At 68.8% G+C, this 25,672-nt stretch carries 30 protein-coding genes; 20 read left to right on the top strand and 10 right to left on the bottom strand.

Going from position 1 to position 25,672, the window contains the following annotated elements; all coding sequences use genetic code 11:
• Positions 1-51: 51 nt before the first annotated feature.
• The 4 genes from MKK65_RS13360 to MKK65_RS13345 all read right to left on the bottom strand — a co-directional run bounded on the left by MKK65_RS13360 (position 52) and on the right by MKK65_RS13345 (position 4,052).
• Positions 52-1,044 (bottom strand): nickel/cobalt transporter, encoded by a 993-nt coding sequence (locus MKK65_RS13360; RefSeq protein WP_243958184.1) that lies wholly within the window; start codon positions 1,042-1,044, stop codon positions 52-54.
• The gene (locus MKK65_RS13355; protein ID WP_243958182.1) at positions 1,035-1,709 is read right to left on the bottom strand and encodes a DUF1007 family protein; all 675 of its coding nucleotides are present in this window, start codon (positions 1,707-1,709) and stop codon (positions 1,035-1,037) included. The genes MKK65_RS13360 and MKK65_RS13355 overlap by 10 nt, the downstream gene beginning before the upstream one ends.
• 111 nt (positions 1,710-1,820) lie before the next feature.
• Positions 1,821-2,741: an amino acid ABC transporter substrate-binding protein gene (locus MKK65_RS13350; RefSeq protein ID WP_409565428.1), complete on the bottom strand. Its 921-nt coding sequence runs from the start codon at positions 2,739-2,741 to the stop codon at positions 1,821-1,823.
• 30 nt (positions 2,742-2,771) lie between these two features.
• Positions 2,772-4,052, bottom strand: a complete 1,281-nt coding sequence (locus MKK65_RS13345) for a dicarboxylate/amino acid:cation symporter (RefSeq protein ID WP_243958180.1) — start codon at positions 4,050-4,052, stop codon at positions 2,772-2,774.
• Between the two features lie 244 nt (positions 4,053-4,296).
• Between MKK65_RS13345 and MKK65_RS13340 the strand changes: the two genes are divergently transcribed.
• The 10 genes from MKK65_RS13340 (at position 4,297) to MKK65_RS13295 (ending at position 13,618) form a co-directional block, all read left to right on the top strand.
• Positions 4,297-5,214 (top strand): branched-chain amino acid ABC transporter permease, encoded by a 918-nt coding sequence (locus tag MKK65_RS13340; RefSeq protein ID WP_050732899.1) that lies wholly within the window; start codon positions 4,297-4,299, stop codon positions 5,212-5,214.
• Positions 5,214-6,620, top strand: coding sequence for a high-affinity branched-chain amino acid ABC transporter permease LivM (livM, locus tag MKK65_RS13335; protein WP_058194582.1), 1,407 nt, complete (start codon positions 5,214-5,216; stop codon positions 6,618-6,620). Before MKK65_RS13340 ends, livM begins: the two co-directional genes overlap by 1 nt.
• Complete coding sequence (locus MKK65_RS13330) at positions 6,620-7,534, top strand: ABC transporter ATP-binding protein (protein WP_243958178.1); 915 nt, start codon at positions 6,620-6,622, stop codon at positions 7,532-7,534. The genes livM and MKK65_RS13330 overlap by 1 nt, the downstream gene beginning before the upstream one ends.
• Positions 7,531-8,328, top strand: coding sequence for an ABC transporter ATP-binding protein (locus MKK65_RS13325; protein ID WP_243958177.1), 798 nt, complete (start codon positions 7,531-7,533; stop codon positions 8,326-8,328). The genes MKK65_RS13330 and MKK65_RS13325 overlap by 4 nt, the downstream gene beginning before the upstream one ends.
• A 5-nt stretch (positions 8,329-8,333) precedes the next feature.
• A complete protein-coding gene (locus MKK65_RS13320; RefSeq protein ID WP_058194592.1) occupies positions 8,334-8,702 on the top strand; it encodes a DUF6867 family protein in 369 nt (122 codons plus the stop codon).
• A 50-nt stretch (positions 8,703-8,752) separates the two neighbouring features.
• Entirely contained in the window at positions 8,753-9,874 is a 1,122-nt protein-coding gene (locus MKK65_RS13315; protein ID WP_243958175.1) for a branched-chain amino acid ABC transporter substrate-binding protein, read from the top strand.
• A gap of 384 nt (positions 9,875-10,258) precedes the next feature.
• The gene (locus tag MKK65_RS13310) at positions 10,259-11,182 is read left to right on the top strand and encodes an amino acid ABC transporter substrate-binding protein (RefSeq protein WP_058194579.1); all 924 of its coding nucleotides are present in this window, start codon (positions 10,259-10,261) and stop codon (positions 11,180-11,182) included.
• Between the two features lie 76 nt (positions 11,183-11,258).
• Positions 11,259-11,981 carry an amino acid ABC transporter permease gene (locus tag MKK65_RS13305; protein ID WP_058194578.1) on the top strand — a complete coding sequence of 241 codons (723 nt, stop codon included), beginning with the start codon at positions 11,259-11,261 and terminating at the stop codon, positions 11,979-11,981.
• A 63-nt stretch (positions 11,982-12,044) separates the two neighbouring features.
• Positions 12,045-12,737, top strand: coding sequence for an amino acid ABC transporter permease (locus tag MKK65_RS13300; protein ID WP_092039022.1), 693 nt, complete (start codon positions 12,045-12,047; stop codon positions 12,735-12,737).
• A 152-nt stretch (positions 12,738-12,889) separates the two neighbouring features.
• The gene (locus MKK65_RS13295) at positions 12,890-13,618 is read left to right on the top strand and encodes an amino acid ABC transporter ATP-binding protein (protein WP_243958215.1); all 729 of its coding nucleotides are present in this window, start codon (positions 12,890-12,892) and stop codon (positions 13,616-13,618) included.
• A 63-nt stretch (positions 13,619-13,681) separates the two neighbouring features.
• Here the strand turns inward: MKK65_RS13295 and MKK65_RS13290 are convergent, their stop codons facing one another.
• Together MKK65_RS13290 and MKK65_RS13285 are read right to left on the bottom strand one after the other, a co-directional pair.
• The gene (locus MKK65_RS13290; RefSeq protein ID WP_243958173.1) at positions 13,682-13,993 is read right to left on the bottom strand and encodes a BrnA antitoxin family protein; all 312 of its coding nucleotides are present in this window, start codon (positions 13,991-13,993) and stop codon (positions 13,682-13,684) included.
• Positions 13,994-14,047: 54 nt separating this feature from the next.
• A complete protein-coding gene (locus tag MKK65_RS13285; protein ID WP_243958171.1) occupies positions 14,048-15,067 on the bottom strand; it encodes a gamma carbonic anhydrase family protein in 1,020 nt (339 codons plus the stop codon).
• 152 nt (positions 15,068-15,219) lie between these two features.
• On the opposite strand from MKK65_RS13285, the gene MKK65_RS13280 reads away from it, so the two are divergent.
• A complete protein-coding gene (locus MKK65_RS13280; protein ID WP_243958170.1) occupies positions 15,220-15,687 on the top strand; it encodes a molybdenum cofactor biosynthesis protein MoaE in 468 nt (155 codons plus the stop codon).
• Between the two features lie 6 nt (positions 15,688-15,693).
• Here the strand turns inward: MKK65_RS13280 and MKK65_RS13275 are convergent, their stop codons facing one another.
• A complete protein-coding gene (locus MKK65_RS13275) occupies positions 15,694-15,834 on the bottom strand; it encodes a hypothetical protein (RefSeq protein ID WP_201025816.1) in 141 nt (46 codons plus the stop codon).
• A 165-nt stretch (positions 15,835-15,999) separates the two neighbouring features.
• Between MKK65_RS13275 and MKK65_RS13270 the strand changes: the two genes are divergently transcribed.
• Entirely contained in the window at positions 16,000-17,145 is a 1,146-nt protein-coding gene (locus tag MKK65_RS13270) for an AI-2E family transporter (RefSeq protein ID WP_058194589.1), read from the top strand.
• A 442-nt stretch (positions 17,146-17,587) separates the two neighbouring features.
• Here MKK65_RS13270 and MKK65_RS13265 read toward each other — a convergent pair whose 3' ends face one another.
• Positions 17,588-17,791: a hypothetical protein gene (locus tag MKK65_RS13265; protein ID WP_243958168.1), complete on the bottom strand. Its 204-nt coding sequence runs from the start codon at positions 17,789-17,791 to the stop codon at positions 17,588-17,590.
• Positions 17,792-17,901: 110 nt separating this feature from the next.
• Here MKK65_RS13265 and MKK65_RS13260 point away from each other — a divergent pair, with 110 nt between their 5' ends.
• Positions 17,902-18,246 (top strand): hypothetical protein, encoded by a 345-nt coding sequence (locus tag MKK65_RS13260; RefSeq protein WP_243958166.1) that lies wholly within the window; start codon positions 17,902-17,904, stop codon positions 18,244-18,246.
• A 468-nt stretch (positions 18,247-18,714) separates the two neighbouring features.
• Entirely contained in the window at positions 18,715-18,933 is a 219-nt protein-coding gene (locus MKK65_RS13255) for a hypothetical protein (protein WP_243958164.1), read from the top strand.
• An 8-nt stretch (positions 18,934-18,941) separates the two neighbouring features.
• On the opposite strand, the gene MKK65_RS13250 is transcribed toward MKK65_RS13255, so the two are convergent.
• Both MKK65_RS13250 and MKK65_RS13240 read right to left on the bottom strand, forming a co-directional pair.
• Complete coding sequence (locus MKK65_RS13250; RefSeq protein ID WP_243958162.1) at positions 18,942-19,502, bottom strand: PAS domain-containing protein; 561 nt, start codon at positions 19,500-19,502, stop codon at positions 18,942-18,944.
• A 749-nt stretch (positions 19,503-20,251) separates the two neighbouring features.
• On the bottom strand, positions 20,252-21,484 hold the full coding sequence (locus MKK65_RS13240; protein WP_243958160.1) for an amidase: 1,233 nt from the start codon (positions 21,482-21,484) through the stop codon (positions 20,252-20,254).
• Positions 21,485-21,595: 111 nt separating this feature from the next.
• Between MKK65_RS13240 and MKK65_RS13235 the strand changes: the two genes are divergently transcribed.
• From MKK65_RS13235 to MKK65_RS13210, 6 genes are all read left to right on the top strand, one after another.
• Positions 21,596-22,588, top strand: a complete 993-nt coding sequence (locus MKK65_RS13235; protein WP_243958214.1) for an extensin family protein — start codon at positions 21,596-21,598, stop codon at positions 22,586-22,588.
• Positions 22,589-22,652: 64 nt separating this feature from the next.
• On the top strand, positions 22,653-22,931 hold the full coding sequence (locus MKK65_RS13230; RefSeq protein ID WP_058191322.1) for a type II toxin-antitoxin system ParD family antitoxin: 279 nt from the start codon (positions 22,653-22,655) through the stop codon (positions 22,929-22,931).
• Positions 22,924-23,220: a type II toxin-antitoxin system RelE/ParE family toxin gene (locus tag MKK65_RS13225; protein ID WP_243958158.1), complete on the top strand. Its 297-nt coding sequence runs from the start codon at positions 22,924-22,926 to the stop codon at positions 23,218-23,220. The genes MKK65_RS13230 and MKK65_RS13225 overlap by 8 nt, the downstream gene beginning before the upstream one ends.
• Positions 23,221-23,423: 203 nt before the next feature.
• A complete protein-coding gene (locus MKK65_RS13220; RefSeq protein ID WP_058191443.1) occupies positions 23,424-23,885 on the top strand; it encodes a hypothetical protein in 462 nt (153 codons plus the stop codon).
• 2 nt (positions 23,886-23,887) lie between these two features.
• The gene (locus tag MKK65_RS13215; RefSeq protein ID WP_243958156.1) at positions 23,888-24,550 is read left to right on the top strand and encodes a ribonuclease T2; all 663 of its coding nucleotides are present in this window, start codon (positions 23,888-23,890) and stop codon (positions 24,548-24,550) included.
• Positions 24,551-24,616: 66 nt separating this feature from the next.
• Positions 24,617-25,465 (top strand): 23S rRNA (adenine(2030)-N(6))-methyltransferase RlmJ, encoded by an 849-nt coding sequence (locus MKK65_RS13210; RefSeq protein ID WP_243958154.1) that lies wholly within the window; start codon positions 24,617-24,619, stop codon positions 25,463-25,465.
• The last annotated feature ends 207 nt before the right edge of the window (positions 25,466-25,672 follow it).

Genomic DNA, 25,672 nt, shown 5'->3' with positions numbered 1-25,672 from the left:
CAGGGCTCCGCCCTGGACCCGCAAAAGGTCTCGACCTTTTGAATCTGAGATTCAGCCGCCGAGGTTCAGGGCGAGGCCGGACAGCATCGCGAGGCCCAGCACCAGCACGAAGGCGGCGGCCACGAGTTCCAGTCCGCCGATCGCCAGCAGGCCCCCCTGGCCGCGACCGCCGGCCAGGCGCAGGGCCGCGCGCTTGGCGAAGACCGCGAGGCAGGCCAGCGCCGTGGTGGTCAGCGCGGTGCCCAGCGCCATGGCCAGGACCGCCAGGATTCCCGCCCCCGGCACGCCCTGCGAGACCGCGAAGACCAGGACCAGCACGGCCCCGGCGCAGGGCCGCGATCCCGCCGCCAGGACCACGCCGGCGCGCGCACGCCATCCGTCGAGGGCGTCGAGCGTCCGGGCGTCGGGCAGGTGGGCGCAGCCGGGGCCGCAGGGCGTCCCGAGCTGGGCGAGCTGGCCGGCCTTGCGCCAGGTCAGGGCCAGCCCGACCAGGGCGACGAGGGCGAAGCTGACGGTCTCGATCAGGGTTCCGGCCCGGGTGACGCTCGCCGCGGTGGCGTTGAGCACCACGGTGCCGATCCCGACGATCGCCCCGGCGACCAGCGCTTGAAGCAGGGCCGCGCAGAAGCTCAAAGTGCAACCCCGGCGCAGGGCCCGCTCCCCGGCCAGGATGTAGCCGGCGATCACCGCCTTTCCGTGGCCGGGGCCGGCGGCGTGGAACACGCCATACGCGAAGGCCAGTCCGATCAGCGGCAACCAGTCGCCGCCGCCCTTGAGTGCTGCAACGGCGGCGTTGAGGCTGCGGGAAAAGCTCGCCTGGAGCGCCAGGATCACGCCACCCAAACCGGTGGCAGCCGGGGCCGCTTCACGAAAACCGATGCCGAAGGGCGAGCGCGGCGGCGGCGCGGCGATCCCGGGGGCGATCAGCCAGGCCAGCCCGGCAGCCACGCCGGCGGCCAGCACGATGGCGCCGGCCATCAGCCCCAGGCGCAGCCCGAGCCGCCCGAACCGGGGCGGCGCGTCGATGCCGATCCCTACGGACACGCGACGAGGACCCGGCTGGCGAACTGCACCCCGTAGGACGAGGCCGCCGTGAGCGCCTCGAAGAACGCCTCGGTCATGCCCGGGGAGCCGGCCTCGGCGGTCTTGGGCTGCTCGGTCTTCGGCCGGGTGACGGTCGCGGCGCAGCCCTGCGGCGCGCCCGCGAGGGTCGCGGCGTCCGAGCCCTCCGCGAACGAGAAGGCGACGAAGTAGGTCGGGTCGTAGACTTCCAGGGCGGCGACGCCCCTACCCTGCTGGATCGGCGTCTTGAGCGGCAGCAGGAAGCTCAGCTCCAGGGCCTTGCCCTCCAGGCGCATCGCCGGCTCCTTCGGGTCGGCGAAGGCCTGATCCTTGCCGCCGACCTTCAGCTTGGTGAAGTAGCCGAATTCGGCGAGGTTCGCGGTGTTTTCCGACGCGAGCCCGGCCAGCTCGTCGGGCGAAAGCGTGCCGTCCTTGTTGGCGTCGAGTCCCTGGGTGACGAAGGCGGTGTATTCCGGGTCGAAGCTCCAGGTATCGCGCACGCCGACGAGCTTGCCGTCCTGATAGACGAGCTGCGCCTTCGCGGTGACCCAGACATGGGGATGGGCGGACGCGGCCGTGGCGGCGCAGGCGAGGCCGGCGGCCAGCAGCAGGGCGGCGGTCTTGGGGAGAGGCGCGGCGATCGGCATGGGGCGGGGGCACGCTCGCGGCAGCGGAAGACCAAGGGAAACGCGATCCCTTCCTCATCCCCTGGTTGGGCGAAAGCGAGGCGCCGCGGCACGCCGATCATTCCAAAAAGATCACTCCTGCGCGTCGAGGCCCATCAGCTGGAAGCTCGTCCGCAGGTCGTTCGACATCGGGATGTCGAGGCGCTCGCCGTTGGGCAGGCGCTTCAGGAACCAGCGCTCGTAGGTCCAGCGCAGTTCGCGCGATTCGGCGAGCCGGGTGAAGGTCTGGGCGACGATCCCGGCGAGTTCCGGGTCGTCCTTGCGGTACATGATGCCGTAGGGCTCGTAGGAGAGCTTGTCGGGCAGGACCGTGTAGTTCGCCCCGTCCTGACCGTCGGTGGCGATCAGCCCGTAGAGCAGCACGTCGTCGGTGGCGAAGGCATCCGCTTGCCCGGCCTTCACCAGGGCGTAGGAGGCCGCGTGGTCGGGGGCCGTCACGATCTCCGCCTGGAGCTTGAGCTTGGCCAGGAGGTCGCGCACCGCCTTCTCGTTCGTGGTGCCGGCGGTGACCACCACTTTCTTGCCGGCGAGGTCCCGGTAGGAGGCGATGCCGGACTCCTTCTTCACCAGCAGCTGCGTCGCGCTGATGTAGTCGACCGGCGAGAACGCGACGCTCCGCCGCCGCTCGGCATTGGCGGTGGTCGAGCCGCATTCGAGGTCGATCTTGCCCGACGTGAGCGCGGGAATGCGCGTCTCGGCGGTGACCGGCTCGTAGCGGACCGTCACCTTACGGCCGATCGCCGCCTGGACGTCGTCGGCGATCTCGCCGCAGAGGTCGATGGCGTAGCCGATCGCCCGGGGGCTGCCGTCCCGGTGCTTGCCCTCCACGAAGGAGAACGGCACCGAACTCTCCCGGTAGCCGAGCACGATCTCGCCGCGCTCAGCCACGCGCTTCAGGGTGCCGGTGAGCACCTCGATGGCCGCGGCGGGGCGCGGGACGCCCGCCAGCGCGAGCACCGCCCCCAAGACCGCGCCGAACCGCATCGCCGACATGCCGTGTTCTCCGAGGAGCCGTGCGCTGCCTTACTCGGCGGGCGAGGGAACCGTGCCGACATGGTCGAGGCGCTGGTCGCTCTCCGTGAGCTGGCCCTCCCACTTGGCCACCGCCACGGTGGCGATGCTGTTGCCGAGCACGTTGGTCGCCGAGCGGCCCATATCCAGGAACTGGTCGATGCCGATGATCAGCAGCAGGCCCGCTTCGGGGATGTTGAACTGGGCCAGCGTCGCCGAGATCACCACCAGCGAGGCCCGCGGCACGCCGGCCATGCCCTTCGAGGTGACCATCAGCAGGAACAGCATCGTGAGCTGCTGACCCCAGGACAGCGGGATGTTGTAGGCCTGGGCGATGAACATCACCGCGAAGGTGCAGTACATCATCGAGCCGTCGAGGTTGAACGAGTAGCCCATCGGCAGCACGAACGAGGTGATGCGGTTGGGCACGCCGAACTGCTCGAGGTTGGTCAGCATCTTCGGGTAGGCCGCCTCGCTCGACGCGGTCGAGAAGGCGAGGACGAACGGCTCCTTGATCAGGTTGAACAGCCGCATGATGCCGTTGCCCCCGAGCATCAGGAAGCCGACGCCCATCAGCAGCGCCCAGAGCACCGCGAGCCCGGCATAGAACTCGACCAGGAACTTGCCGTAGGTGATCAGGACGCCGATCCCCTGCGTGGTGATCGTCGCGGCGATCGCCGCGAACACCGCCACGGGGGCGAACAGCATCACGTAGCCGGTGACCTTGAGCATCACGTCGGCCAGGCCCTCGATGCCCTGGGCCAGGAAGTGCCCTTTCTCGCCCAGCGCCGCGAGCGCCACGCCGAAGAAGATCGAGAACACGACGATCTGCAGGATCTCGTTGTTGGCCATCGCCTCCACGGCGCTCTTGGGCACCAGGTGGGTGACGAATTCCTTCAGCGACAGCGACGCTGCCTTGAGGCCGGTGCCGGCCCCGACATCGGGCAGCGGCAGGTTCAGGTTGTGGCCCGGCTGCATCAGGTTGACCAGGACGAGGCCCAGCATCAGCGAGCAGAACGAGGCGCCCACGAACCAGAGCAGCGCCTTGCCGCCGACACGCCCGACCGCGGCGGTGTCCCCGAGATGCGCGATGCCGACCACAAGGGTCGAGAACACCAGCGGGGCGATGATCATCTTGATCAATCGCAGGAAGATGTCCGAGACCAGGGCGATATATCCGGCGATTTCCTTGGCCGTCTGCGGATCCGGCCAGGTGATGCTGCAGGCGTAGCCCACCGCGATCCCGAGCAGCATGCCAATGAAAATCAACGTCGTGAGCCGTGAACCCGACATCGGTACTGCTCCTCGTTGCCGCCCGGGATGGACAAGCATTGATTTTCGTTAACGTGAAGCAGGAACTACGCCAGACGCAACCCCATTCGCGGGGTGTTACTGAGCCGCCCGACTGTTTTCCCGGGACGTTCGCCCGGGGTTGAAACCTGTGGCCGGACGGCCGCAGCTGCGGTACGGGACTTGCTCTCCCGGCTCGCCTGCCGTCTCTGCAGGCTGGACGAAAACCTTACGCCCGCGAGAGTACATGGACGTCTTCGTACAACAGCTGATAAACGGGCTTACGCTCGGCTCGATCTACGGTCTGATCGCGATCGGTTACACGATGGTGTTCGGCATTATTGGAATGGTGAACTTCGCCCACGGCGATGTGTTCATGGTGTCATGTTTTATCGCATTGATAACCTTCCTTCTTCTGACGACCTGGCTGGGTGTTAGTTCGATCGCCCTGGCGTTCCTGGTCGTCCTCGTGGTCGCCATGGTGCTGACCGCCCTGTGGGGCTGGGCGATCGAGCGGATCGCGTACCGGCCCCTGCGCGGCTCGTTCCGGCTCGCGCCGCTGATCTCGGCGATCGGCGTCTCGATCTTCCTGTCGAACTTCGTCCAGGTGGTGCAGGGCGCGCGCAACAAGCCGACGCCGCCGATGCTCTCGGGCGGCATCACGCTGTTCGAGCGCGACGGCTACGCGGTGTTCCTGGCCTACAAGCAGATCCTGATCATGGCGGTCACGGCGGTGCTGCTTACCGGCTTCTGGTATCTCGTGCAGCGGACCCCGTTCGGCCGGGCGCAGCGCGCCTGCGAGCAGGACCGCAAGATGGCGGCGCTGCTGGGCATCGACGTCGACCGGACGATCTCCCTGACCTTCGTGCTCGGCGCCGCGCTGGCGGCCGTCGCGGGCGTCCTCTACCTCATGTATTACGGCGTCGTGTCCTTCTCGGACGGGTTCGTGCCCGGCGTGAAGGCGTTCACCGCGGCGGTGCTCGGCGGCATCGGCTCGCTCCCCGGCGCCGTGCTCGGCGGGCTGATCATCGGGCTGATCGAGACGTTCTGGTCGGCCTACTTCTCCATCGAGTACAAGGACGTCGCCGCGTTCTCGATCCTGGCCATCGTGCTGATCTTCATGCCGTCTGGCATCCTGGGCCGGCCGGAGGTCGAGAAGGTCTGATGGCGAACTCCAAGCCCGCGACCCAGGCCGCCATCCCCGAATCGGCGATGGCGGGCATCCTGCGCGACGCCGCGCTCTACGCGCTCGTCGCCTTCGGCCTCTGCGTGCCGATCATCGCGTACCGGACCGATCCCGGCCCGGGCAGCGACCTCCTGCTCACCCCGCGCTGGGGCCTGGTGGCGTGCCTCTGCGCGGCGATCTTCGTCGTCCGCCTCCTGCAGCGCCTGATCCTCCTGCGCCGGGACGCCCGCCGTGCCCTGACCCCCTCCCCGGCCCAGGCCACCGAGGCGGTCCATGGCGAGCCCGCTGCCGGCCAGAAAAGCTCCAAGATCGGCATCCGGCTGTTCGTCGGCATCGCCCTGACCCTGCCGATCCTCGCAGCGCTAGCCACCGGCGGCCTGTCCTCGGCCCGGTACTGGATCGATCTCGGCATCCTGATCCTGACCTATGTGATGCTCGGCTGGGGCCTGAACATCGTGGTCGGTCTCGCGGGCCTCCTCGACCTCGGCTACGTCGCCTTCTACGCGGTCGGCGCCTATTCCTACGCGCTCCTGTCGACCACCTTCGGCCTCTCGTTCTGGATCTGCCTGCCGCTGGCGGGCGTGTTCGCCGGCCTGTGGGGGATGCTGCTCGGCTTCCCCGTGCTGCGCCTGCGCGGCGACTACCTCGCCATCGTGACGCTCGCCTTCGGCGAGATCATCCGCCTGGTGCTGATCAACTGGACCGACGTGACCGGTGGCGGGGCCGGCATCTCCTCGATCCCGCGGGCGACCTTCTTCGGCATCCCGTTCAGCGCCGGGGAGGACGGCTTCGCCGCCCGGTTCGGCATCCCGTACGATTCGATGCACCGGCTGGTGTTCCTCTACTACCTCATCCTCGGGCTGGCGCTGTTCACCAACTTCGTGACCCTGCGCCTGCGCCGCCTACCGATCGGGCGGGCCTGGGAGGCTTTGCGCGAGGACGAGATCGCGTGCCGGTCGCTCGGCATCGACACGACGGCCACCAAGCTCACGGCCTTCGCCCTCGGGGCGGCGTTCGGCGGCATCGCCGGCTCGTTCTTCGCGGTGCGCCAGGGCTTCATCAGCCCGGAGAGCTTCAACTTCCTGGAGAGCGCGATCATCCTGGCGATCGTGGTGCTGGGCGGCATGGGCAGCCAGGTCGGCGTCGCGATCGCGGCGGTGGCCATGGTCGGGGGCCCGGAGATGCTACGCAATCTCGGCTTCCTCAAAGCCGTGTTCGGCGAGGGCTTCGATCCCAACGAGTACCGCCTGCTGCTGTTCGGCCTCGCCATGGTGGCGATGATGGTCTGGCGCCCGCGCGGGCTGATCTCGGAACGCCTGCCCTCGGTATCGCTGGGCGAGCGCCGCGCCGTCTCGGGCGCGCATGTGAGCGAGGGGCACGGCTGATGGCGCTTCAACCGGATCCCCGGGCGGCGGCGCAGGCCCCCGCCCCGTCGGTGCTCGCCGTCGAGCACCTGACCATGCGGTTCGGCGGCCTGACCGCCGTCTCCGACCTGTCCTTCGAGGCCAGGCGCGGCGACATCACCGCCCTGATCGGCCCGAACGGGGCCGGCAAGACCACCGTGTTCAACTGCATCACCGGCTTCTACAAGCCGACCGAGGGCATGCTGCGGTTGAGCCACGCCGACGGCACCACGCACCTGCTGGAGCGGCTGCCGAACCACGCGGTCAACCGCACCGCCCGGGTGGCGCGGACCTTCCAGAACATCCGCCTGTTCCAGGGCATGACGGTGCTGGAGAACCTGCTGGTCGCCCAGCACAAGCCGCTGATGCGGGCCTCGGGCTACACCCTGTTCGGGCTGCTCGGCCTCAAGGGCTACCGGGACGCGCAAGGGGAGGCGATCGAGCGAGCCAAGGCTTGGCTCGACCGGATCGACCTGATGGACCGGGCCGACGACCCGGCGGGCGCCCTGCCCTACGGCGCCCAGCGCCGGCTGGAGATTGCCCGGGCGATGTGCACCGACCCGGTGCTGCTCTGCCTCGATGAGCCGGCGGCGGGCCTCAACCCGCGCGAATCCGCCGAGCTCAACGCGCTCCTGCGCCACATCCGAGACGCGCACGACACGTCGGTGCTGCTGATCGAGCACGACATGTCGGTGGTGATGGAGATCTCGGACCACGTGGTCGTGCTGGATTACGGCCAGAAGATCGCCGACGGCACCCCGGCCGAGGTGCGGGCGGACCCAAAGGTGATCGCCGCCTATCTGGGCGTCGAGGACGACGAGGTGGAAGCCGTGGAGGCGGAGGTCGGCATCACCGTGCCGCATGGAGACGTGACGCATTCGGAGGCGTCGGTATGAGCGTGGCCGGCATCAACGTCCTGGTCGAGGAGACCCGGGCGATCCAGGCGAGGGGCAAGCCCCCGCTCCTCGCGGTGCGCGACGTCTCCACCTATTACGGCAGCGTCGCCGCTCTCCGGGGCGTCGACATCGACGTGGCCGAGGGCGAGATCGTCACCCTGATCGGCGCCAACGGGGCCGGCAAGTCGACCCTGATGATGACGATCTTCGGCAGCCCCCAGGCGCGCACGGGGACGATCACCTATGACGGGCGCGACATCACCCGGCTGCCGACTCACGCCATCGCCCGGCTGGGCGTCGCCCAGTCGCCGGAGGGCCGCCGGGTCTTCCCGCGCATGAGCGTGTTCGAGAACCTCCAGATGGGCGCCTCGCTCCACGGCGAGCGCTATTTCCAGGAGGATCTCGAGAAGGTCTGCACCCTGTTCCCGCGGGTGAAGGAGCGCCTGCACCAGCGCGCCGGCACGATGTCGGGCGGCGAGCAGCAGATGCTCGCCATCGCCCGCGCCCTGATGAGCCGCCCGCGCCTGCTGCTGCTGGACGAGCCGTCGCTCGGCCTGGCGCCGCTGGTGGTGAAGGGCATCTTCGACGCGATCCGCGAGCTGAACCGCACGGACGGCATGACGATCTTCCTGGTCGAGCAGAACGCCTATCACGCTCTGAAGCTAGCCCATCGCGGCTACGTGCTGGTCAACGGCCGGGTCACGATGAGCGGCACCGGGCGGGCGCTGCTCGACGATCCGAACGTCAAGGCCGCCTATCTGGAGGGGGGCCATACCGGCCCGGTCGGCGCATGAGCATGCTGCAGGGAATTCTGTACGAGGAGGAATCGGCCTGGCTGTTCCTGCTCGTCACCGTGGTGATGGGCGGCTGGGCCGGCTGGATGGCCGCCCGCGCGGTCGCCCGGGGCTGGCGGCCGTTCTGGCAATGCCTGGGGGCCTTGCTCCTCGTGGCAGCAGCCGTGCGCTTCATTCATTTCGCGCTGTTTTCCGGGACGCTGGTCTCGCCGCACTACTATGCGGTCGACGCGATCGTGGTCATGATCATCGGCACGGTGGGCTTTCGGGTCACGCGCACGCGCCAGATGACGAGCCAGTACCGCTGGCTCTACGAGAAGACCTCTCCGCTGACGTGGCGCGAACGGGCGCCCGTCTCCGGTGAGGTCGGGTAAGTTCGGCCGGATCCACCGGGCCGGACCAACGATCGAAGGGGATGTTCGCGATGAGATCGATTCTGCTGGCCGGGCTTGCCCTCGGCACGATGATCGCTGCGGCCCAGGCCGCGGAGGTCAAGCTCGGCATCGCTGCGCCGATCACCGGCAACAGCGCCGCCATCGGGGCGCAGATCAAGAACGGCGCCAGCCAGGCCGTCGAGGACCTCAACAAGGCCGGCACCCTGAAGGGCACGACCCTGTCGGTCACGGTCGGCGACGACGCCTCCGATCCCAAGCAGGGCGTCTCGGTGGCCAACAAGTTCGCCAGCGACGGCGTGAAGGTGGTGGTCGGCGACTATAACTCCGGCGTGTCGATCCCGGCCTCCGACGTCTATCTCGACGCCGGCATCATCCAGGTCACCCCGGCCTCCACGAACGTGAAGTTCACCGAGCGCGGGATGTGGAACACGTTCCGCACCTGCGGCCGCGACGACCAGCAGGGCGCGGTGGCGGGCGCGTATCTCGTGGCGAACTACAAGGACAAGAAGATCGCCTTCGTCCACGACAAGACCCCCTACGGCAAGGGCCTGGCCGACGAGACGCTGATGGTGCTCAAGGCCAAGGGCGTGAAGCCGGTGATGTTCGAAGGCATCAACCCGGGTGAGAAGGACTATTCGGCGCTGGTCTCCAAGCTGAAATCGGCCAACGTCGATATCGTCTATTTCGGCGGCTACTACACCGAGGCCGGGCTGATCCTGCGCCAGATGCGCGACCAGGGCCTGAAGGCTCCGGTGATGGGCGGCGACGGCATGGTCGACCGCGAGCTGGTGGCGATCGCCGGCCCGGCCGCCGAGGGTACCCTGACCACCTTCCCGCCGGATGCCCGCAAGAACCCGAACGCCAAGGCGGCGCTCGCCGCGTTCAAGGCCAAGAACATCGATCCCGAGGGTTACACCCTCTATTCCTACGCGGCGGTCCAGGTGCTGGCCAAGGCGATGGCCGAGACCGGCTCCAGCGACGGCAAGAAGCTCGCCGAGTGGCTGCACCAGGGCAAGCCGGTCGACACCGTGGTCGGCCCGATCGCCTACGATAAGAAGGGCGACATCACCCGGCCGGACTACGTCCTGTACGAGTGGAAGAAGGGCGCCGACGGCAAGATCGATTACACCGGTAACGAACTGACCAAGTAAGACGCACCCTCTTCCGGACCGACGCCGCCCCGCGCGACCGTGCGGGGCGGCGTCGCCGTATCGGAAGCCGTGGAATCGTCAGCCTTAATCGCCGTCACAACCGCGCCACCCCGTGCGTACGCTCAAGAATTGTGCATGATGCCGTCGGCGCGAGCGGGTCGGCGACTCGACGTGCCGGAGGAGGCCGGATGACGGGAGCGGAACAGCCGACCGTGGACGCTCGCGCGACGGTGGCGCTTGTTCTTCCGTCGTCCGCCGCGGTCCCGTGTGGCGCCGCTGCCAGCCTCCCGGCACCATCATTGCAAAGGCGTCGCCCGAACGGGCGAGCCCGAGCGCCGAGCCGCCAGCCGATCCCGTTCGGCCTGATCCAGGAGTTCCGTACCGATGCAGTCTGATATCGCTCGCCGCGGCCTTGCCGCGGCGCTCGGCCTGAGCCTCGCCCTGGCCCCCCTCAGCCTGCGGGCCGAGGAACTCACCGGTACCCTCAAGAAGGTGAAGGATAGCGGAGCCATCGTCATCGGCTACCGCGACGCCTCCGTGCCGTTCTCCTATCTCGGCGGCGACCAGAAGCCGGTCGGCTACGCCCTCGACATCTGCTTCAAGATCGCCGACGCCGTGAAGGCCAATCTCGGCCTGCCGAACCTCGAGGTGAAGCTCAACCCGGTCACCTCCGCCACCCGCATCCCGCTGATGGCGAACGGCACGATCGACCTCGAATGCGGCTCGACCACGAACAACGCCGAGCGCGAGAAGCAGGTGAACTTCACCAACTCGCACTTCCTGACCGCGACCCGCTACGTCTCGAAGAAGTCGGCCAACCTGCACACGATCGAGGACCTGAAGGGCAAGACCGTCGTGTCGACCTCGGGCACCACGAACATCAAGCAGATCAACGAGGCCAACACCGAGCGGAAGCTCGGCCTGACGATCCTGCCGGCCAAGGACCATGCCGAGGCGTTCCTGATGGTCGAGACCGGCCGCGCCGTGGCCTTCGTGATGGATGACGTGCTGCTCGCGTCGCTGGCCGCCTCCGCCAAGGATCCGTCGGCCTACGAGATCTCCACCGAGGCCCTGTCGAAGCCCGAGCCCTACGGCATCATGCTGCGCAAGGACGATCCGGCCTTCAAGAAGGTCGCCGACGAGGCGACCGCCAAGCTCTACACAAGCCCCGAGGGTAAAGCCCTCTACGACAAGTGGTTCACCAAGCCGATCCCGCCGCGCAACATCAACCTGAACCTGCCAATGAGCGCGGAGATGAAGAAGCAGTTCACGACGCCGATCGCCAGCCCCGATCCGGCAGCCTACTGAACGTTCGCCGAGGATGCTGCGCACCGCGGGTTCGCGCCCGCGGTGCGTCTTTTAAGGTCAGGGTAGAAGCGGCACGATGAACTACAATTGGAACTGGCGGATCTTCTTCGACGCCTCGCCGGAAGGCAACGGCACCTATCTCGACATGCTGCTCTCCGGGCTCATGTGGACGATCGCGACCGCCCTGTGCTCGTGGTTCATCGCGTTCTTCCTCGGCTCCCTGATCGGGGTGCTGCGGACCCTTCCGTCGAAGACCGCCAACGGGATCGGCACGGCCTATGTCGAGCTGTTCCGCAACGTGCCGCTGCTCGTACAGATGTTCCTCTGGTACTTCGTGCTGCCCGAGGTGGTGCCGACGCAGCTCGGCGACGCGATCAAGCAGATGCCCGACGCGCCGTTCTACACCGCGGTCGTGTGCCTCGGCTTCTTCACCGCCTCGCGGGTGGCCGAGCAGGTCCGGGCCGGCATCCAGTCGCTGCCGCGCGGCCAGGGCATGGCCGGCACCGCCATGGGCTTTACGGTCTACCAGACCTACCGGTACGTGCTGCTGCCGAACGCCTACCGGATCATCCTGCCGCCGATGACCTCGGAATTCCTGAACAATCTCAAGAACACCTCCGTGGCCCTGACCATCGGCCTCCTCGAACTGACCGCCCGGGCCCGGTCGATGCAGGAATTCTCCTTCCAGGTGTTCGAGGCGTTCACCGCCGCCACCCTGCTCTACGTGATCATCAATCTCGTGGTGGTCACCGCAGCGACCTACCTGGAGCGCGCCGTCGCGATCCCGGGCCAGCGCTGAGGCGCCGGCCCGCCCCTCGATTTCCCCGCTCCGCCGGCACCCGGCCACCGCGAACAGGCCCCGATGCTCTCGAATTTCGATTTCAATGTCATCCTCTCCTCCCTGCCCTACCTGTTCGGGCAGGGCATGGTCTTCACGGTGACCCTCACCGCCATGGCGGCGGTCGGCGGCGTGGTGATCGGGACCCTGCTGGCGATGGCCCGGCTCTCGAGCGTGCCGGGCCTCAGCCACGTGGCCAAGGGCTATGTCGAGCTGTGCCGCTCGCTGCCGCTGGTGCTGGTGATCTTCTGGTTCTACTTCCTGGTGCCGTATATCGGCGCTTACGTGACCGGCGCCTCGACCCCGATCCAGGTCGGCGCCTTCCCGTCGGCGCTGATCACCTTCATGGCCTTCGAGGCGGCCTATTTTTCCGAGATCATGCGGGCGGGCATCCAGTCGATCCCCAAGGGGCAGACGGGCGCGGCCTTGGCGCTCGGGATGAACTACTGGCAGACGATGGCGAACGTCGTCCTGCCCCAGGCTTTCCGCAACATGCTGCCGCTTCTGCTGACCCAGACCGTCGTGTTGTTCCAGGACACCTCTCTGGTCTACGTGCTGTCGCTCACCGATTTCATGGGCGCGGCCTCGAAGGTGGCGCAGCGCGACGGCCGCCTGGTCGAGATGTATATCTTCGCCGCCATCGTCTACTTCGTGATCTGCTTCACGGCCTCGTTCCTGGTGCGTCGCCTGCAGCGCCGCGTTGCCATCATCCGCTGACCGACACTGGAGTCCGCGCCATGACCTCGACCCCGATGCCGGCCCCGTCCGTCAAGGAGCCCGTCGCCGACGCCGCCCACGCCCCCCGGGATGCCGGGCTGCAGCCGGGAAGCCTCGTCTCCGGCGTGCCGGCGGCGGCGCCCGGCGAGACGATGATCTCCATCGACAACATCAGCAAATGGTACGGCGACTTCCAGGTGCTGACGAACTGCACCACCAAGGTCGCCAAGGGCGAGGTCGTGGTGGTCTGCGGCCCCTCGGGCTCGGGCAAGTCGACCCTGATCAAGTGCGTCAACGCCCTCGAGCCGTTCCAGAAGGGCCAGATCACGGTCGCCGGCACCAAGGTCGTCGACAAGACGACCAACCTGCCCAAGCTCCGCTCCCGGGTCGGCATGGTGTTCCAGCATTTCGAGCTGTTCCCGCACCTGTCGATCACCGAGAACCTCACCATCGCCCAGCGCAAGGTCCTGGGGCGCGGCGCCGAGGACGCCAAGAAGCGCGGCCTCGACCTGCTGGCCCGCGTAGGCTTGAGCGCCCAGGCGGACAAATTCCCGGGGCAGCTCTCGGGCGGCCAGCAGCAGCGCGTGGCGATCGCCCGGGCGCTCGCCATGAACCCGGTGGTGATGCTGTTCGACGAGCCGACCTCGGCGCTGGACCCGGAGATGGTCGGCGAGGTGCTCGACGTGATGGTCGAGCTCGCCAAGGAGGGCATGACCATGATGGTCGTGACCCACGAGATGGGCTTCGCCCGCAAGGTCGCCGACCGGGTGATCTTCATGGATCGCGGCGAGATCGTCGAGGACGCCAAGAAGGAGGACTTCTTCGGCAGCCCCCGCTCCGAGCGCGCCCAGACGTTTTTGTCGAAGATCCTGCAGCACTGATTTCTGGGACTTGGTCGGGGGCTCTCCGTCATCGCGGCGCGACGAAGGCGCTACCCGCCCGCGTCACGCCGTCCGCTTGAGGCCGGCGGCGAGAACCTCCCCCATCCGCATCTGCCATCCAGGGCCGGTCGCTTGGTAACCCGCGATCACGTCCGGCGGCAGGCGCAGGGTGACCAGCTTCTTGCGGGTCTCCGATCGCGGGCGGCCGCGCTGCGTGAGCCTCGCGAAGAGTGCCGGATCCAGGACCTCGGAGGCCGGGCGCATCTGCGCAGCCTGTTCGTCGGTGACGTCCGGTGCGTCCGGATCGCGCGCGATCGCGGCCTGGATCCGGGCCTCCTCGTCATCGCTGATCGGGCCGGCCTTACGCTTGGTCATAGAGGCTCCTCTCCTTGCGCGTGGCCGGCCGAAGGCTGAGCGGCGTCGGTGGACCTAGACGATCCCCGCCTGCGCCGCCCGATACTCACGCCCGTGCTGGCAATAGCCCTCGACGATGCGGATCATCATCGCGCGCTTCTCGGCGTCCAGCGGCGACAGGATCCGGGCCGGGCGGCCGCCCCAGAGATAGCCGGCCTCCAGGATCTGCCCCGGATCCGTGGTGGCCCCCGCCGCCAGCATGACGTCGTCGGCGATCAGCGTGCCGGGGGCGATGCTGGCGCCGATGCCGATCAGCGCCCGGGCGCCGATCCGGCAATCGGCGATCCGGACGTTGTGGGCGATGGTGGTGTCGCGCCCGATCACCACCCCCTCCCCCCGGGTGCGGATCGTGGTGTTGTCCTGGATGTTGGTGTCGGCCCCGACCACGATCGGCCCGACCTCGGCGTTCAGATCGCAGCAGAACAGCACGCTGGCGCCGGCCCCGAGACTGACCCGGCCGCGCAGGCGCGCGGTGCGCGCCACGAACACGCTGTCCTCGACCTCCGGGGGGAGCCCGGGCTCGGCGGCCGAGCTCTCGCCCATCCGCTCGCGCAGGCGCTCGGCGCGTTCGGCGACCTCGTCGGGACCGACCGGCCGGCTTGGCCGCGCGGGGCTGCCGGCATAGGCGTGGCCGCCGTCGAGCTTCATGCGGGGGAACACGGTCGTGCCAGCCTCGATCACGGCGTTGTCGCCGATCTCGGCCCCGTCGAGGATCACGACGTCGTCCTCGATCACCACGTCGGAGCCGACCGTGCAGGCATGCACGACGCTGTTGCGCCCGACCGTGACCCGGTCGCCGACCCGCGTCCCGTGGGTGAGGGTGGCGATATGCACCGTCGAGCGGTGGCCGAGCCAGAACCGGTCCCCGAGGGTGATGGTCTGCCCGTCGGCGCGGATCACCGCCTCGTCGCCGATCCAGGCCTGCGCGCCGATGCGGGCGGCGCCGATCACCGTGCTGCCGCGCCCGCACCAGACCGGGCGGCTCGCGAAATCCGGCAGAACGCCCGCGTAGGGCAGGATCAGGTCGGGGGTCACACGGTCATCCTTCTCCGCCGATCGCGCCGCCGCGCCCGCGACCGGGGCGACGGCGGCTCGCTGTGCCATATAGAGGCGCGGCCGAGTGTGACAGGCGCCGGCGCAGCCCGCGCCGCCCGAAGACCACCGGACGAGCATCGTAGGACCGGACCATGACCGCCCCCGCCCCGAGCGTCGCCATCCAGGCCGAACCCTTCGACACCGCCGCCGAGATCGCCCGGATCGGCGCCGCGCTCGGCGGCCGGGCCGGGGCGGTCGTCACCTTCACGGGTCTCTGCCGGGACGAGGACGGGCGCCTCGCCGCCCTGGAGCTCGAACATTATCCCGGCATGGCCGAGGCCGAGATCCTCCGGGTCGCCGAGGCGGCCGTCACCCGCTGGCCGCTCCAGGCGCTGCGGGTCATCCACCGCCACGGCCGCGTCGTACCAGGCGACGGCATCGTGCTGGTGGTGACCGCCTCCAGCCACCGGGTCGCGGCCTTCGAGGCGGCGGATTTCCTGATGGACTATCTCAAGACCCGCGCGCCGTTCTGGAAGCGCGAGCACCTGGCCGACGGCACCACCGGCGGCTGGGTCGAGGCCGCCGCCCATGACGATGCGGCGGCCGAGCGCTGGCGCTGATCCGGCCTACAGGATCGCGTTGAGGAACACCGCCACGACCGCGCCGGCGATCGCGAGGCCGAGGATCACCACGCTGCTGAGCTGGTCCCCCGTATCCACGGTCCGGCCAGGGCCGAGGGAATGGGTGTGGGGCTCGTTGCTGCTCACGCGGTTTCTCCCGGATGCGCCCGGCTCCCGTCGAGAGCGGTCACGCGGGCCGACAACGCGTGAAACGCCGTCTGGTCGCGGGCCGCCGCACACAAGCTTGGTCGGGCGCCGCACTTGACCCAGGCCGGCCCGGAGCGTTCGTGAGCCCGCGGTACGGGAGCGATGATGACGGACGGTAAGCTTCAGGATCTGGACGGCCCGGTCGGGCCCTGGCGCGGTGCCCTGCCGCTGGCGGCTTCGGGGATCGCCGTCGTGTGCTTCACGGCGCTGCTGGCGCTCGCGTGGATGTCGGTGGGCACGCTGCTGCTGATCTTCGCGGGCGTGCTGCTCGGCGTGTTCCTCGACGGCCTGACCCGGGGGCTCGGCCACGTCCTGCCCCTGCCCCGGGGCCTGCGCCTGACCATCGCCAGCCTGGCGGTCGCCGTCGCGGTGCTCAGCTTCGGAACCTATGGCGGCGCCACCGTCGTCCAGCAGGGGCGCGACCTCGGCACCACGATCAAGGACCAGGCCGGCACGGTCTCGGGCTGGCTGTCAGAGCGCGGCATCGACGTGCCGAGCCTCGCCCCGCAGGGCGGCGGCAAGGACGGCTCGACCGAGTCCAACCAGAAGGAAGGCGGCCTCGGCGGCCTCGCCAACGGCCTCCTCAAGGGCAGCAGCTCGATCGTCTCCGACGCCGGCAGCGTCCTCGGGCCGGCGGCGGCCGTGATCCTCGGGCTGTTCGATGCGCTGGGCAACCTGCTGGTGATCGCCTTCCTGGGGCTCGCCTTCGCGGCCGACCCGAAGGCCTACCGGGACGGAGCGCTGCGCTTCGTGCCGCCGCAGAAGCGCCCGCGCGCGGCCAAGGTCCTCGACGGCGCCGGCGAGACCCTGCGGCACTGGCTGTTCGGCCAGCTGATCATCATGGCGGCGATCTTCCTCTGCACCTGGGCTGGGCTGGCCTTCCTGGGGATCGGCGGCGCGCTGATCCTCGGCCTCCAGGCCGGGCTGCTGGCCTTCGTGCCGACGGTGGGACCGCTGGTGGCGGGCATCGTGATCATCCTGGCGGCCCTGGCCTCGGGCCTCAAGGCGGTCATCGGCGCGGTGGGCGTCTACCTGGCGGTGCAGTGCCTGGAGAGCTACGGCCTGACGCCGTTCATCCAGAAGCGGGCGCTGGACATCCCCCCGGCCACGATCTTCGCCGGCCAGCTGATCCTGGGCGTGATCTTCGGGCTCTGGGGCATCGCCCTGGCGCTGCCCCTGATGGCGGTGATCAAGGTCCTGCTGGAGCAGCTCTACGTGGAGGACACGCTGCACGAGCCGGCGAGCAGCTGAGGCGCGGCACGGGGAACCCGCTGCTCACGGTTGAGGCGAGTGGGCTTGACCGAAATGATGTCCGACACGGGTCGATTGACGCCTGTCCGCTCCCGATCGGGCGTTGGGATAAGCAGAAGCCCCCTGTCGGTGCAGAACGGTCATCGCAGCGATCGGGTGACCTCGACGATGCCCCGGGCAGGACGGTTCAGGTGGACGGGCACGGGCCCCGCGCTGGTGATAGCCACGGTGGGGCAGAGGCGGAGTCGGTGCGCTCGATCGAAGAGCGGCTCGAACCATACCTCCGATCGCCCAGGTGGTTCAGCGACCGTGCTGCTGGTTGGCCGTTCGGAAGGGCGGGGCGGTCGATGTGGATCGGTCGTGTCCAAGCGGACCGCGATCGACCAGAGCGTGGCCGGACGACAGTCGGGCCGCCGATCCGGAAGTTCAAGCCGAAGGTCGGCTAGTCCTCGCGGCCCGCAATCATGCCGTCTGACTGGCGCCGGATCTCCTCGGCCAGGGCGTAGAGCAACATGCGCGAAGCCGTCTGCATCTCGGGCGAGCCGTGGCGCATAATTGCCTCGTGGTTGTCGATGCAGGCGCCTGCCATCGCATCGAACGCGTCGGGCGTCTTCGCCTCGCTTTCCGGTGGCGTCTCGGTGACCATGCAACCATCCGATCGCAGCGCCGGCGCGTCATCGCACAGGACTCGTATGTACGAAACCACACTTAAGGGCTATATCGACGAGGCGTCGGCAGGCGCTTCCAGTGCACAGGATGGAGGCCGCCTTGGCGGGAAACGCAGTCGATCACGGCAGCAACGGCGTCATCCAACCTGCGAGCATGCTTGGGCGCATAGCGTCAGCCCTCGGCGAACCCGAGGCGGCGCTCTTCGGCGAGGCGAGCGCATGGAGTGAGCTCGACGAGACGTGCGAGATGCTGCGGGTGTGGCATGCTCTGCAGGGGGCACAAGCCCGCCGGACGGTTCTCAACTTCGCGCACGCCGTCGCCGCGAAGGCCGACGCTTCACATCTTGGTATGCGGACAGCCAACGATCAGTCCGGATCGGCTGAGCCTGCACTGAGCTTGCCGATCGAGGCGCTCGCAGCCGAGACCGGCTAGGGCTCCCACCGCTCGCCCATCACGACTTCAGTCAGCAATGCCCACCCGGTCAGGAATAGGAATCACGGTTTCCGCCCGGCGGTCCCGCGAATCTGCCGCTTCTTGGCCAGTCCGAGGTCTGGCACCAGCAGCATGACGCTCACGTGCGCCCCGCGCTGCATGCCCTGCGAGGACAGGGCGCAGGCTCGGAGGGCTTCGCGTTGAAGACTGCGGAGCGGGGCTCGGATCTGGAAGGGCATGCGGCTGAGCGCCGGCCTTCAGCGAGGACCCCAGCAAACACGTTGCTGATAATACCCCGCATGCAAATCAGTTATGTTGCAACGGTTTTTACAGTCACCTGATTGACTTCCCTATGTCGAGCAGCGCATCCCTGCGCTTGTTCGCACTTTAGGCTGGTTGCTACCATTTGATCCATTCATTGAGCCGGATGCGGTCCATGCAGCTTGGTCTTTCGACTGGAGCATGCCGATGTCTCATGATCACTCAAGGAGCACCAGGACCCAGCAGTGTATCGCGGACGCGCTCGGAACAGGTGTAGAGAATTTCTTCACCGAACGCAGCGAACCGCAAGATTTACACGAAGTCGTTGAACTGCTGGCCGCGTTCGATCAGATCGTCGATCCAAGCGATCGCAAAGCTTGCATCGATTTCGTCCAGTCGGTCTTGAAACGTCAGAGGACGGCTTGACCAACATCTCAATGAAAACGCCGCTCTGGGCGATCGGATTGTCGAGCCAGCACCCGTCCGACCTCGAAGAGCGCTGCATCGATCAGCTTGCGCAGAATGGGCGAGCCGATCTGATTCATCAGCGGCCGAACCGCGATCAGGGCATCTGCGACACGATCGATTGTGTCCATCTGCTGATCGGCGGACTTTTGGGTCTCAAAGTAGCTATCGGTCAGATCGAGCGCGACGCCTATGCAGCGTAGGCCGCGACCATGCTCGTCGATCTCGACACGGCCACGCGCCACCACACGGCGCACGCAGCCTTTTCCATCGAGTGTCTTGAACTCCGCCTCGAAACGGCCAGCGGAGCGGTGCGCTTCTTGAACAAGATGAGCGACGCGTACTTGATCGTCGGGATGTATTCCACCCAAGAAAGATGTCATCGGCAGACCAGCTGCTGCATCCTTCTCGTCGAGCCCGAGAAAGTCCGGCAGCGCACCCGTTAGCTCGATGGTTTGGGTCGTGAGATCTGTCTCCCAGATGCCGATATAGCCTGATGCTTCGAGAGCGGCTTTCAGAGAAGGTGACATCTATTGCCCCGCAGGTCGCGCCGACCCGGACTAAAACGACCTAAGGTAGCAACAGGAAACTCGTATCGCAGTTCCAAGCTTAGCCTTGACGCGTCGGAACACGGGCACACCCTGCCAACCGTGAGCGGATCGAAGGACGGAGCGACAAAAGTCAGTTTCGGCGACCTGGCGACCCTTCCGACTGCGCGCGGCCATGGTGGCGGGCTGGCCTAGGCCGATCGCCTTGGCAAGGGCAGAGCCCTGCTCGGCGTAGCTCGGAGCGACCATCGGGTAGTCGACCGGCAGGCTCTAGCAGGCGCGATAGCTCTGAGGGCTCAGGCCTTTGGCGGTCAGAAGCCGCATCGAAGTCTTGCAGGTCTTGCCGCCGACGAAGCTCATGAGGCCGTTCTTGGGTGCCGATTTTCGGAACCTGGCAGCCGTTGGCTTCTCGATTCCGACTTCCTGCGATGCCTGATGGTCCGTATCCGGACGCTTGGTACCCGCCGCGGGGCGCCGGTTCCGACGCCAAGCCGAAATTGCCCGACGACAGACCAACGGCTGTTTTCGGGCCGCGCCCGTGTCGATCCAGGCGGCCGGGTTGTGCCGAATTCAGCCATCGCGCAGCCGAGCCTCGGAGCCAGAGCCGCGGACGGTTCAGGTCGAGAACCACCCGTGCGTCCTCTTCCGGGTTACGCTCCGCGCTGGGCGCACGGACGGTGTAAGCCCGCCGCGCCTGAATCCCCTGTCGTGCGCCTCCAGCCGGCGACCCGTCAGCCGCGCAAGCCAGCCTCGATCATCCGGGCCACCGCCAGCGCCCGTCCGTCGTCGCCGAAGCGGCCGATCACCTGCACGCCCACCGGCAGATGGTCGCCCGGCACCGGCACGTTCACGCAGGGCACGCCCATCAGGGTCCAGAGCTGGTTGAAGCGCGGGTCGCCCGTGGAGGCCAGGGTCGCGGGGGCCGGGCCGGGGGCCGAGAAGGTCAGGATCGCGTCGTAGTCGGCGAACAGGCCCTTGAGCACCCGGCGGGCCCGGTGGGCGTGGCGGCGGGCGTCGTCATATTCCGCGGCCGCGATCGCGGCCCCGGCATCGAGATGCTCCCGGACCCGCGGCGGCAGGGCGTCGCGATGCGAATCGTACTCCCAGGCCAGCGCCAGCCGGCCCTCGTAGTTCTGGATGATCCGGTGGCGCTCGAAGGCGAGCGCCAGCTCCGGCGGCAGCGCGAGGTCGGTCACCTGCGCGCCCGCCCGCTCGGCGGCCTGCCGCGCGCGGGCCAGGGCGGCCTCGGCCTCCGGCTCCGGGGCCTCGGCAAAGTCCTGCCGCACGAGGCCGATGCGCGGGGCCGAGCCCGGCTCGGCCCGGGCGATCTCCGGGCGGCCGGTCACCAGCGCCAGGGCGTGGGCGACATCCGCGACCCCGGCGGCGAACAGGCCCACGGTGTCGAGCGCCCAGGAATAGGTCTTGACCCCGACCGTCGGGATCAGCCGGAAGGATGGCTTCACCGCCGCGCAGCCGCAATAGCTCGCCGGCCGGATCACCGAGCCCGCGGTCTGGGTGCCGAGCGCCAGGGGCAGCAGCCCCGCCCCCACAGCGGCGGCCGAGCCCGCCGAGGACCCGCCCGGGGTGTGGCCGGGATCATGCGGATTGACCGTCTCGGTCGGATCGCTGCTGGCGAAGGCCGTGGTGGTGGTCTTGGCCAAAGCCACCGCGCCGAGGCCCTTCAGACGCGCCACCACCGCGGCATCGCCCCGGGGCCGCCAGCCCGCGTAGAGCGCGGAACCCATCTGGGTCGGCAGGCCGGCGCTGTCGATGATGTCCTTCACGCCGACCGCGATGCCGGCGAGCGGGCCGGAATCCGGGATCGCGGGCGTGTCGTCCAGCGTCACCAGCGTGCGCAGCTCGGGCTCCCGCGCCGCGATCGCCGCGCGGCACAGGTCGATCGCGCCCGAGGGCGTCAGGGTGCCGGCGTCGATGCGGGCGCGGAGATCGAGGAGTGACAGCATACTGTATTCAGGCCCGGGGCCGGCTCGCTGTCAACCGATCGGCCACAGGCCGGGCCATTCCCGAATCGGCGTTGACGAACGCTTTACGCGGTCGTGCGCATCGTCTGGGTCATGTGGCGTGGCGTATCCCTATTCTCCGCCCTGGCGCTGTTCGGCGCCGGGCTTACCGCGTGCTCGATCAACCGGTTCGAGCGGCGCGACCCATGGCGCGACCAGGCGGAGCAAGTCTGCCTGGCCAAGAAGCTCGTCGAGCAGACCGAGTTCATCACGCCGATCGCGGCGATGGACGGGCCGGGCCCCTGCGGCATGCAGCAGCCCTTCCGGGTGACGCGGCTGGCCGGCGGCACGGTGGTGATGAAGCAGCGGATGACGCTGGGCTGCCCGGCGCTCGCCGAGGCCGAGGCCTGGCTCGCCGACACGATCCAGCCAGCCGCGGACCTGTATTTCGGCGTGCCTGTGGCCGAGATCAACGCCGGCTCCTATTCCTGCCGGGGGCGCAACAACCAGCCCGGCGCCAAGCTCTCCGAGCACGGCTTCGGCAACGCGATCGACGTGATGTCGATCAAGCTCGCCGACGGCCACGTCATCACCGTCAAGGGTGGCTGGCGCGGCACGGAAGCCGAGCAGGGCTTCCTGCGCGAGATCTTCCTGGGCGCCTGCCAGCGCTTCACCACCGTGCTGGCCCCGGGCTCCAACGTGTTCCACTACGACCACATCCATGTCGACCTCGCCCGGCACGACCCGCGCGGGCTGAAGCGGATCTGCCAGCCGTTCATCAAGTTCACGCCCCAGCTCGGCACCGGGACCGAGCGGCCCCTGTCGCGCCCGCTGCCGCCAGCGCGCCAGCCGGCCGCCCCGCAGGCGCCCGTGGACGTCGAGGAGGATGATCCCTACGGCGTCTCGCCGATGTCGAAGGCCGCGAGCCCGACCCAGGTGGCCCGCGCGCCGGCGCGCGTGCCGGCCGCGCCCTCCGCCTACACCGCGGCGCCGCCGGTCCGGCCCGCGCCCCGCGTCGCCGCCGCGGCGCCCGAGGAACCGGCGCAGGATGACGACGAGCCGCTGCAGCTCGGCGCGCCGCCGTCGAGCACGGGGCCGATCTACTGAACTGCGGCCCCGGATTGCGGGACGATCGCAAGGTGGTAGTCTCGCGGCTTCCGCGGAGGGGGCAATGCCGGCGAGCTATATCCTGGACGAGCAGGACGAGCGGTTCGTGCGCGAGATGGTGGAGACCGGGCGCTACGCGTCGGTGAGCGACGTGATGCGCGACGGGCTCCGCCTCGTCGAGGAGCGCGAGCGGCGTCGCACCGCCAAGCTGGATGCCCTCCGTCGGGATATCCGTGAGGGCTTGGACAGCGGTCCCTCCGCGCACTTGGATATCGAAGCCGTCAAGGCCGAAGGGCGTCGCCGCTTGGCTGCCGTGCAATCCGCTTCCGGGCGCGGTGACTAGGATCGTCCGGCGCCCGCGCGCCGAAAAAGACCTTGTGGAAATCTGGGCTTACATCGCGCAGGACGACGTGCGGGCAGCCGACCGGCTGGTCGATCAGATCCAGGCCAAGCTCGTGTTGGTCGCCGATCGTCCGCTGATCGGCCGCGCGAGACCGGAATTGGCTGACGCGCTGCGAAGCATCGCGGTTGGAAACTACGTCTTGTTCTATCAGCCGACGCCCACCGGTATCGACCTCGTCCGGATCCGCAGCCGATATCTGGATCTGGATGCCTCCGACGTCGTGCCTTGACGCCGCGCTGCCGTCGATTCGGGCTGGCAATCCGCTACCGTTCAGGGGGGCAGCCCTGGTCGGTACGCCCTGCACCGGGACCGTGGCACCTGCGCCGCACCGCCCGGTAAACCGTCGGTTCACCCCTGAGCCGACTTGACTGGCGCCCCCGCCGAGCCATCGTCTCGCGCATGCAGGACAGCACCCCCGTCGAGGCACGCGCCATGCGCCCGATCCTTCACAGCCTGGCCCTCGGGCTGGCCCTCCTCTCCGTCGCGCAGCCGGCCCTGGCCCGCTCGGCCCGGGAGGATATCGAGCCCGCCGAGGAGCGGATCTTCCCGTTCGACGCGCAGATCCCCGGCTGCCAGGACCCGAGCGTCCTGGAGCAGGTCTCGACCAACTTCGCCGAGAAGGAGGCGAAGTACTGGAACTCGTCGATGACGATCCGGTCGTTCGACACGATCGAGCGCACCGCCTGGCGGCCCTGGGGGCTGGACACCTATCCCCGCCGGTTCTGCTCGGCCACCGTCACCACCTCGGACGGCGTGCGCCGCAAGGTCGATTACTCCGTGCGCGAGAGCCTCGGTATCATCGGGGCGACCTGGGGCGTCGAGTTCTGCGTGCACGGCCTCGACCGCGACCTGGCCTACGCCTACGCCACCGCCTGCCGGATGGCGCGGCCCTGAGGATGCGCGCCCGCGCCGCCTGCCTCGCCGGCCTGCTGCTCGCCGGGCCGGCCGCCGCCCAGGACATCGGCGGCTTCAGCCGCCGGGGCGAGCCGGGCGCGTTCGATTTCTACGTGCTGGCCCTGTCCTGGTCGCCGACCTATTGCGCGGGCGTCGGCGAGCGCCGGAACGATGGGCAATGCACCCCCGGCCGCGGCCTCGGCTTCGTCGTGCATGGGCTCTGGCCGCAATATACGCGGGGCTACCCGCAGAACTGCTCCGCGGTGGAGCGGGCGCCGACCCGGCAGGCGCTCGAGGTGGCCGGGCAGGTCTACCCGAGCGAGGGGCTCGCCCGGCACGAGTGGCGCGCCCACGGCACCTGTTCCGGACTCGATCCCGCCAGTTACTTCCAGGCCGCCCGCGACGCGCGCCTCGCCGTGACGATCCCCGACGGTCTCAAGGGCGGCGGCGGTCCGCAGAGCCTGGCGCCGATCGAGATCGCCCGCCAATTCGTGGCCGCCAACCGCGGCCTGCGCCCCGACATGATGGCGGTGACCTGCACCCGCGGGCTGCTCCAGGAGGTGCGGATCTGCTTCTCCAAGGACCTGCGCGGCTTCACCCCCTGCCCCGAGGTCGCCCGCGGCAATTGCCGCGCCCCGGAGATCACGCTGGACGCCGCCCGCTGATTTATTTGGCCGGTGTCGCGGTTTGAGGCTGGACCCGGGTCGCGCGATCCGCTTCAGGGCGCAGCCATGAACTATCGGCACGCCTTCCACGCCGGCAACCATGCCGACGTACTCAAGCACCTCGTCCTGGCGCGGGTGCTCGCGCATCTCGGCCTCAAGGACAAGCCGTTCCGGGCGCTCGACGCCTTCGCGGGCCTGGGCGTCTACGACCTGACCGCCGACGAGGCCGCCCGCACCGGCGAGTGGCGGGACGGCTGGGGCCGGATGGAGGCGCCCTTCGCGCCCGACATCGAGGCGCTGCTCGCGCCCTACCGGGAGGCCGTCGCGGCGGTCCAGGCCCGCTACGGCGCCAGCGCCTATCCCGGCTCGCCCGCGGTGATCCGCGAGGCCCTGCGGCCCGGCGACAAGGGCGTGTTCGTCGAGCTGCACCCGGAGGACGCCGCGACCCTGCGGGGGCGCTACGAGCGCGACGGCCGCACCAAGGTGCTCAGCCTCGACGGCTGGACCGCCGTCAACGCCCAGATCCCACCCCCGGAGCGCCGGGGCCTCGTGCTGATCGACCCGCCCTACGAGGTGCCGGGCGAGATCGAGCGCCTTGGCAGCCATCTCGCCCGCGCGGTGGCGAAATGGCCGACCGGGATCTTCCTGGCCTGGTACCCGATCAAGGACGCGGCCGCGATCGACCGCATGGTCCGCGACCTCGACGCCGCCCTGCCCCGCCCGGCCCTGCGCCTGGATCTCTTGATCGACCGGCCGGACGACCCGACCCGGCTGTGCGGAAGCGGCTTGATCGTGGTCAATCCGCCCTGGCGCCTCGCCGAAGAGGCGTTGTTGTTCCTGCCGGCCCTAGCTCAGCGGCTGGCCCGGGAGGAGTTCGGTGGGTTTCGCTGTGATTCGATCGGCCCCGCAAGCTGATTCGTCACTATTGAGATGGGTGAGCGCCGCCGCGGCAATTCTTTAAGAGATTTCGCGCCCGCGCGGCCGCCGCTGTTGTGGCGACAAAGACACATTTCTCAGCAGACCCACGCGCTACCCTCAAGAATGACTAAAAACTAGGCAAGTGCCATTTGTTTGTTTTTGTGTCACCGGCACGTCGGTGTCAGCTTGGCAGGGAACCAATTC

Origin of the sequence: Methylobacterium sp. J-001 (assembly GCF_022829565.1) — a bacterium.
Lineage (GTDB): Bacteria > Pseudomonadota > Alphaproteobacteria > Rhizobiales > Beijerinckiaceae > Methylobacterium.
This window is presented reverse-complemented; position numbering and strand designations above follow the sequence as displayed.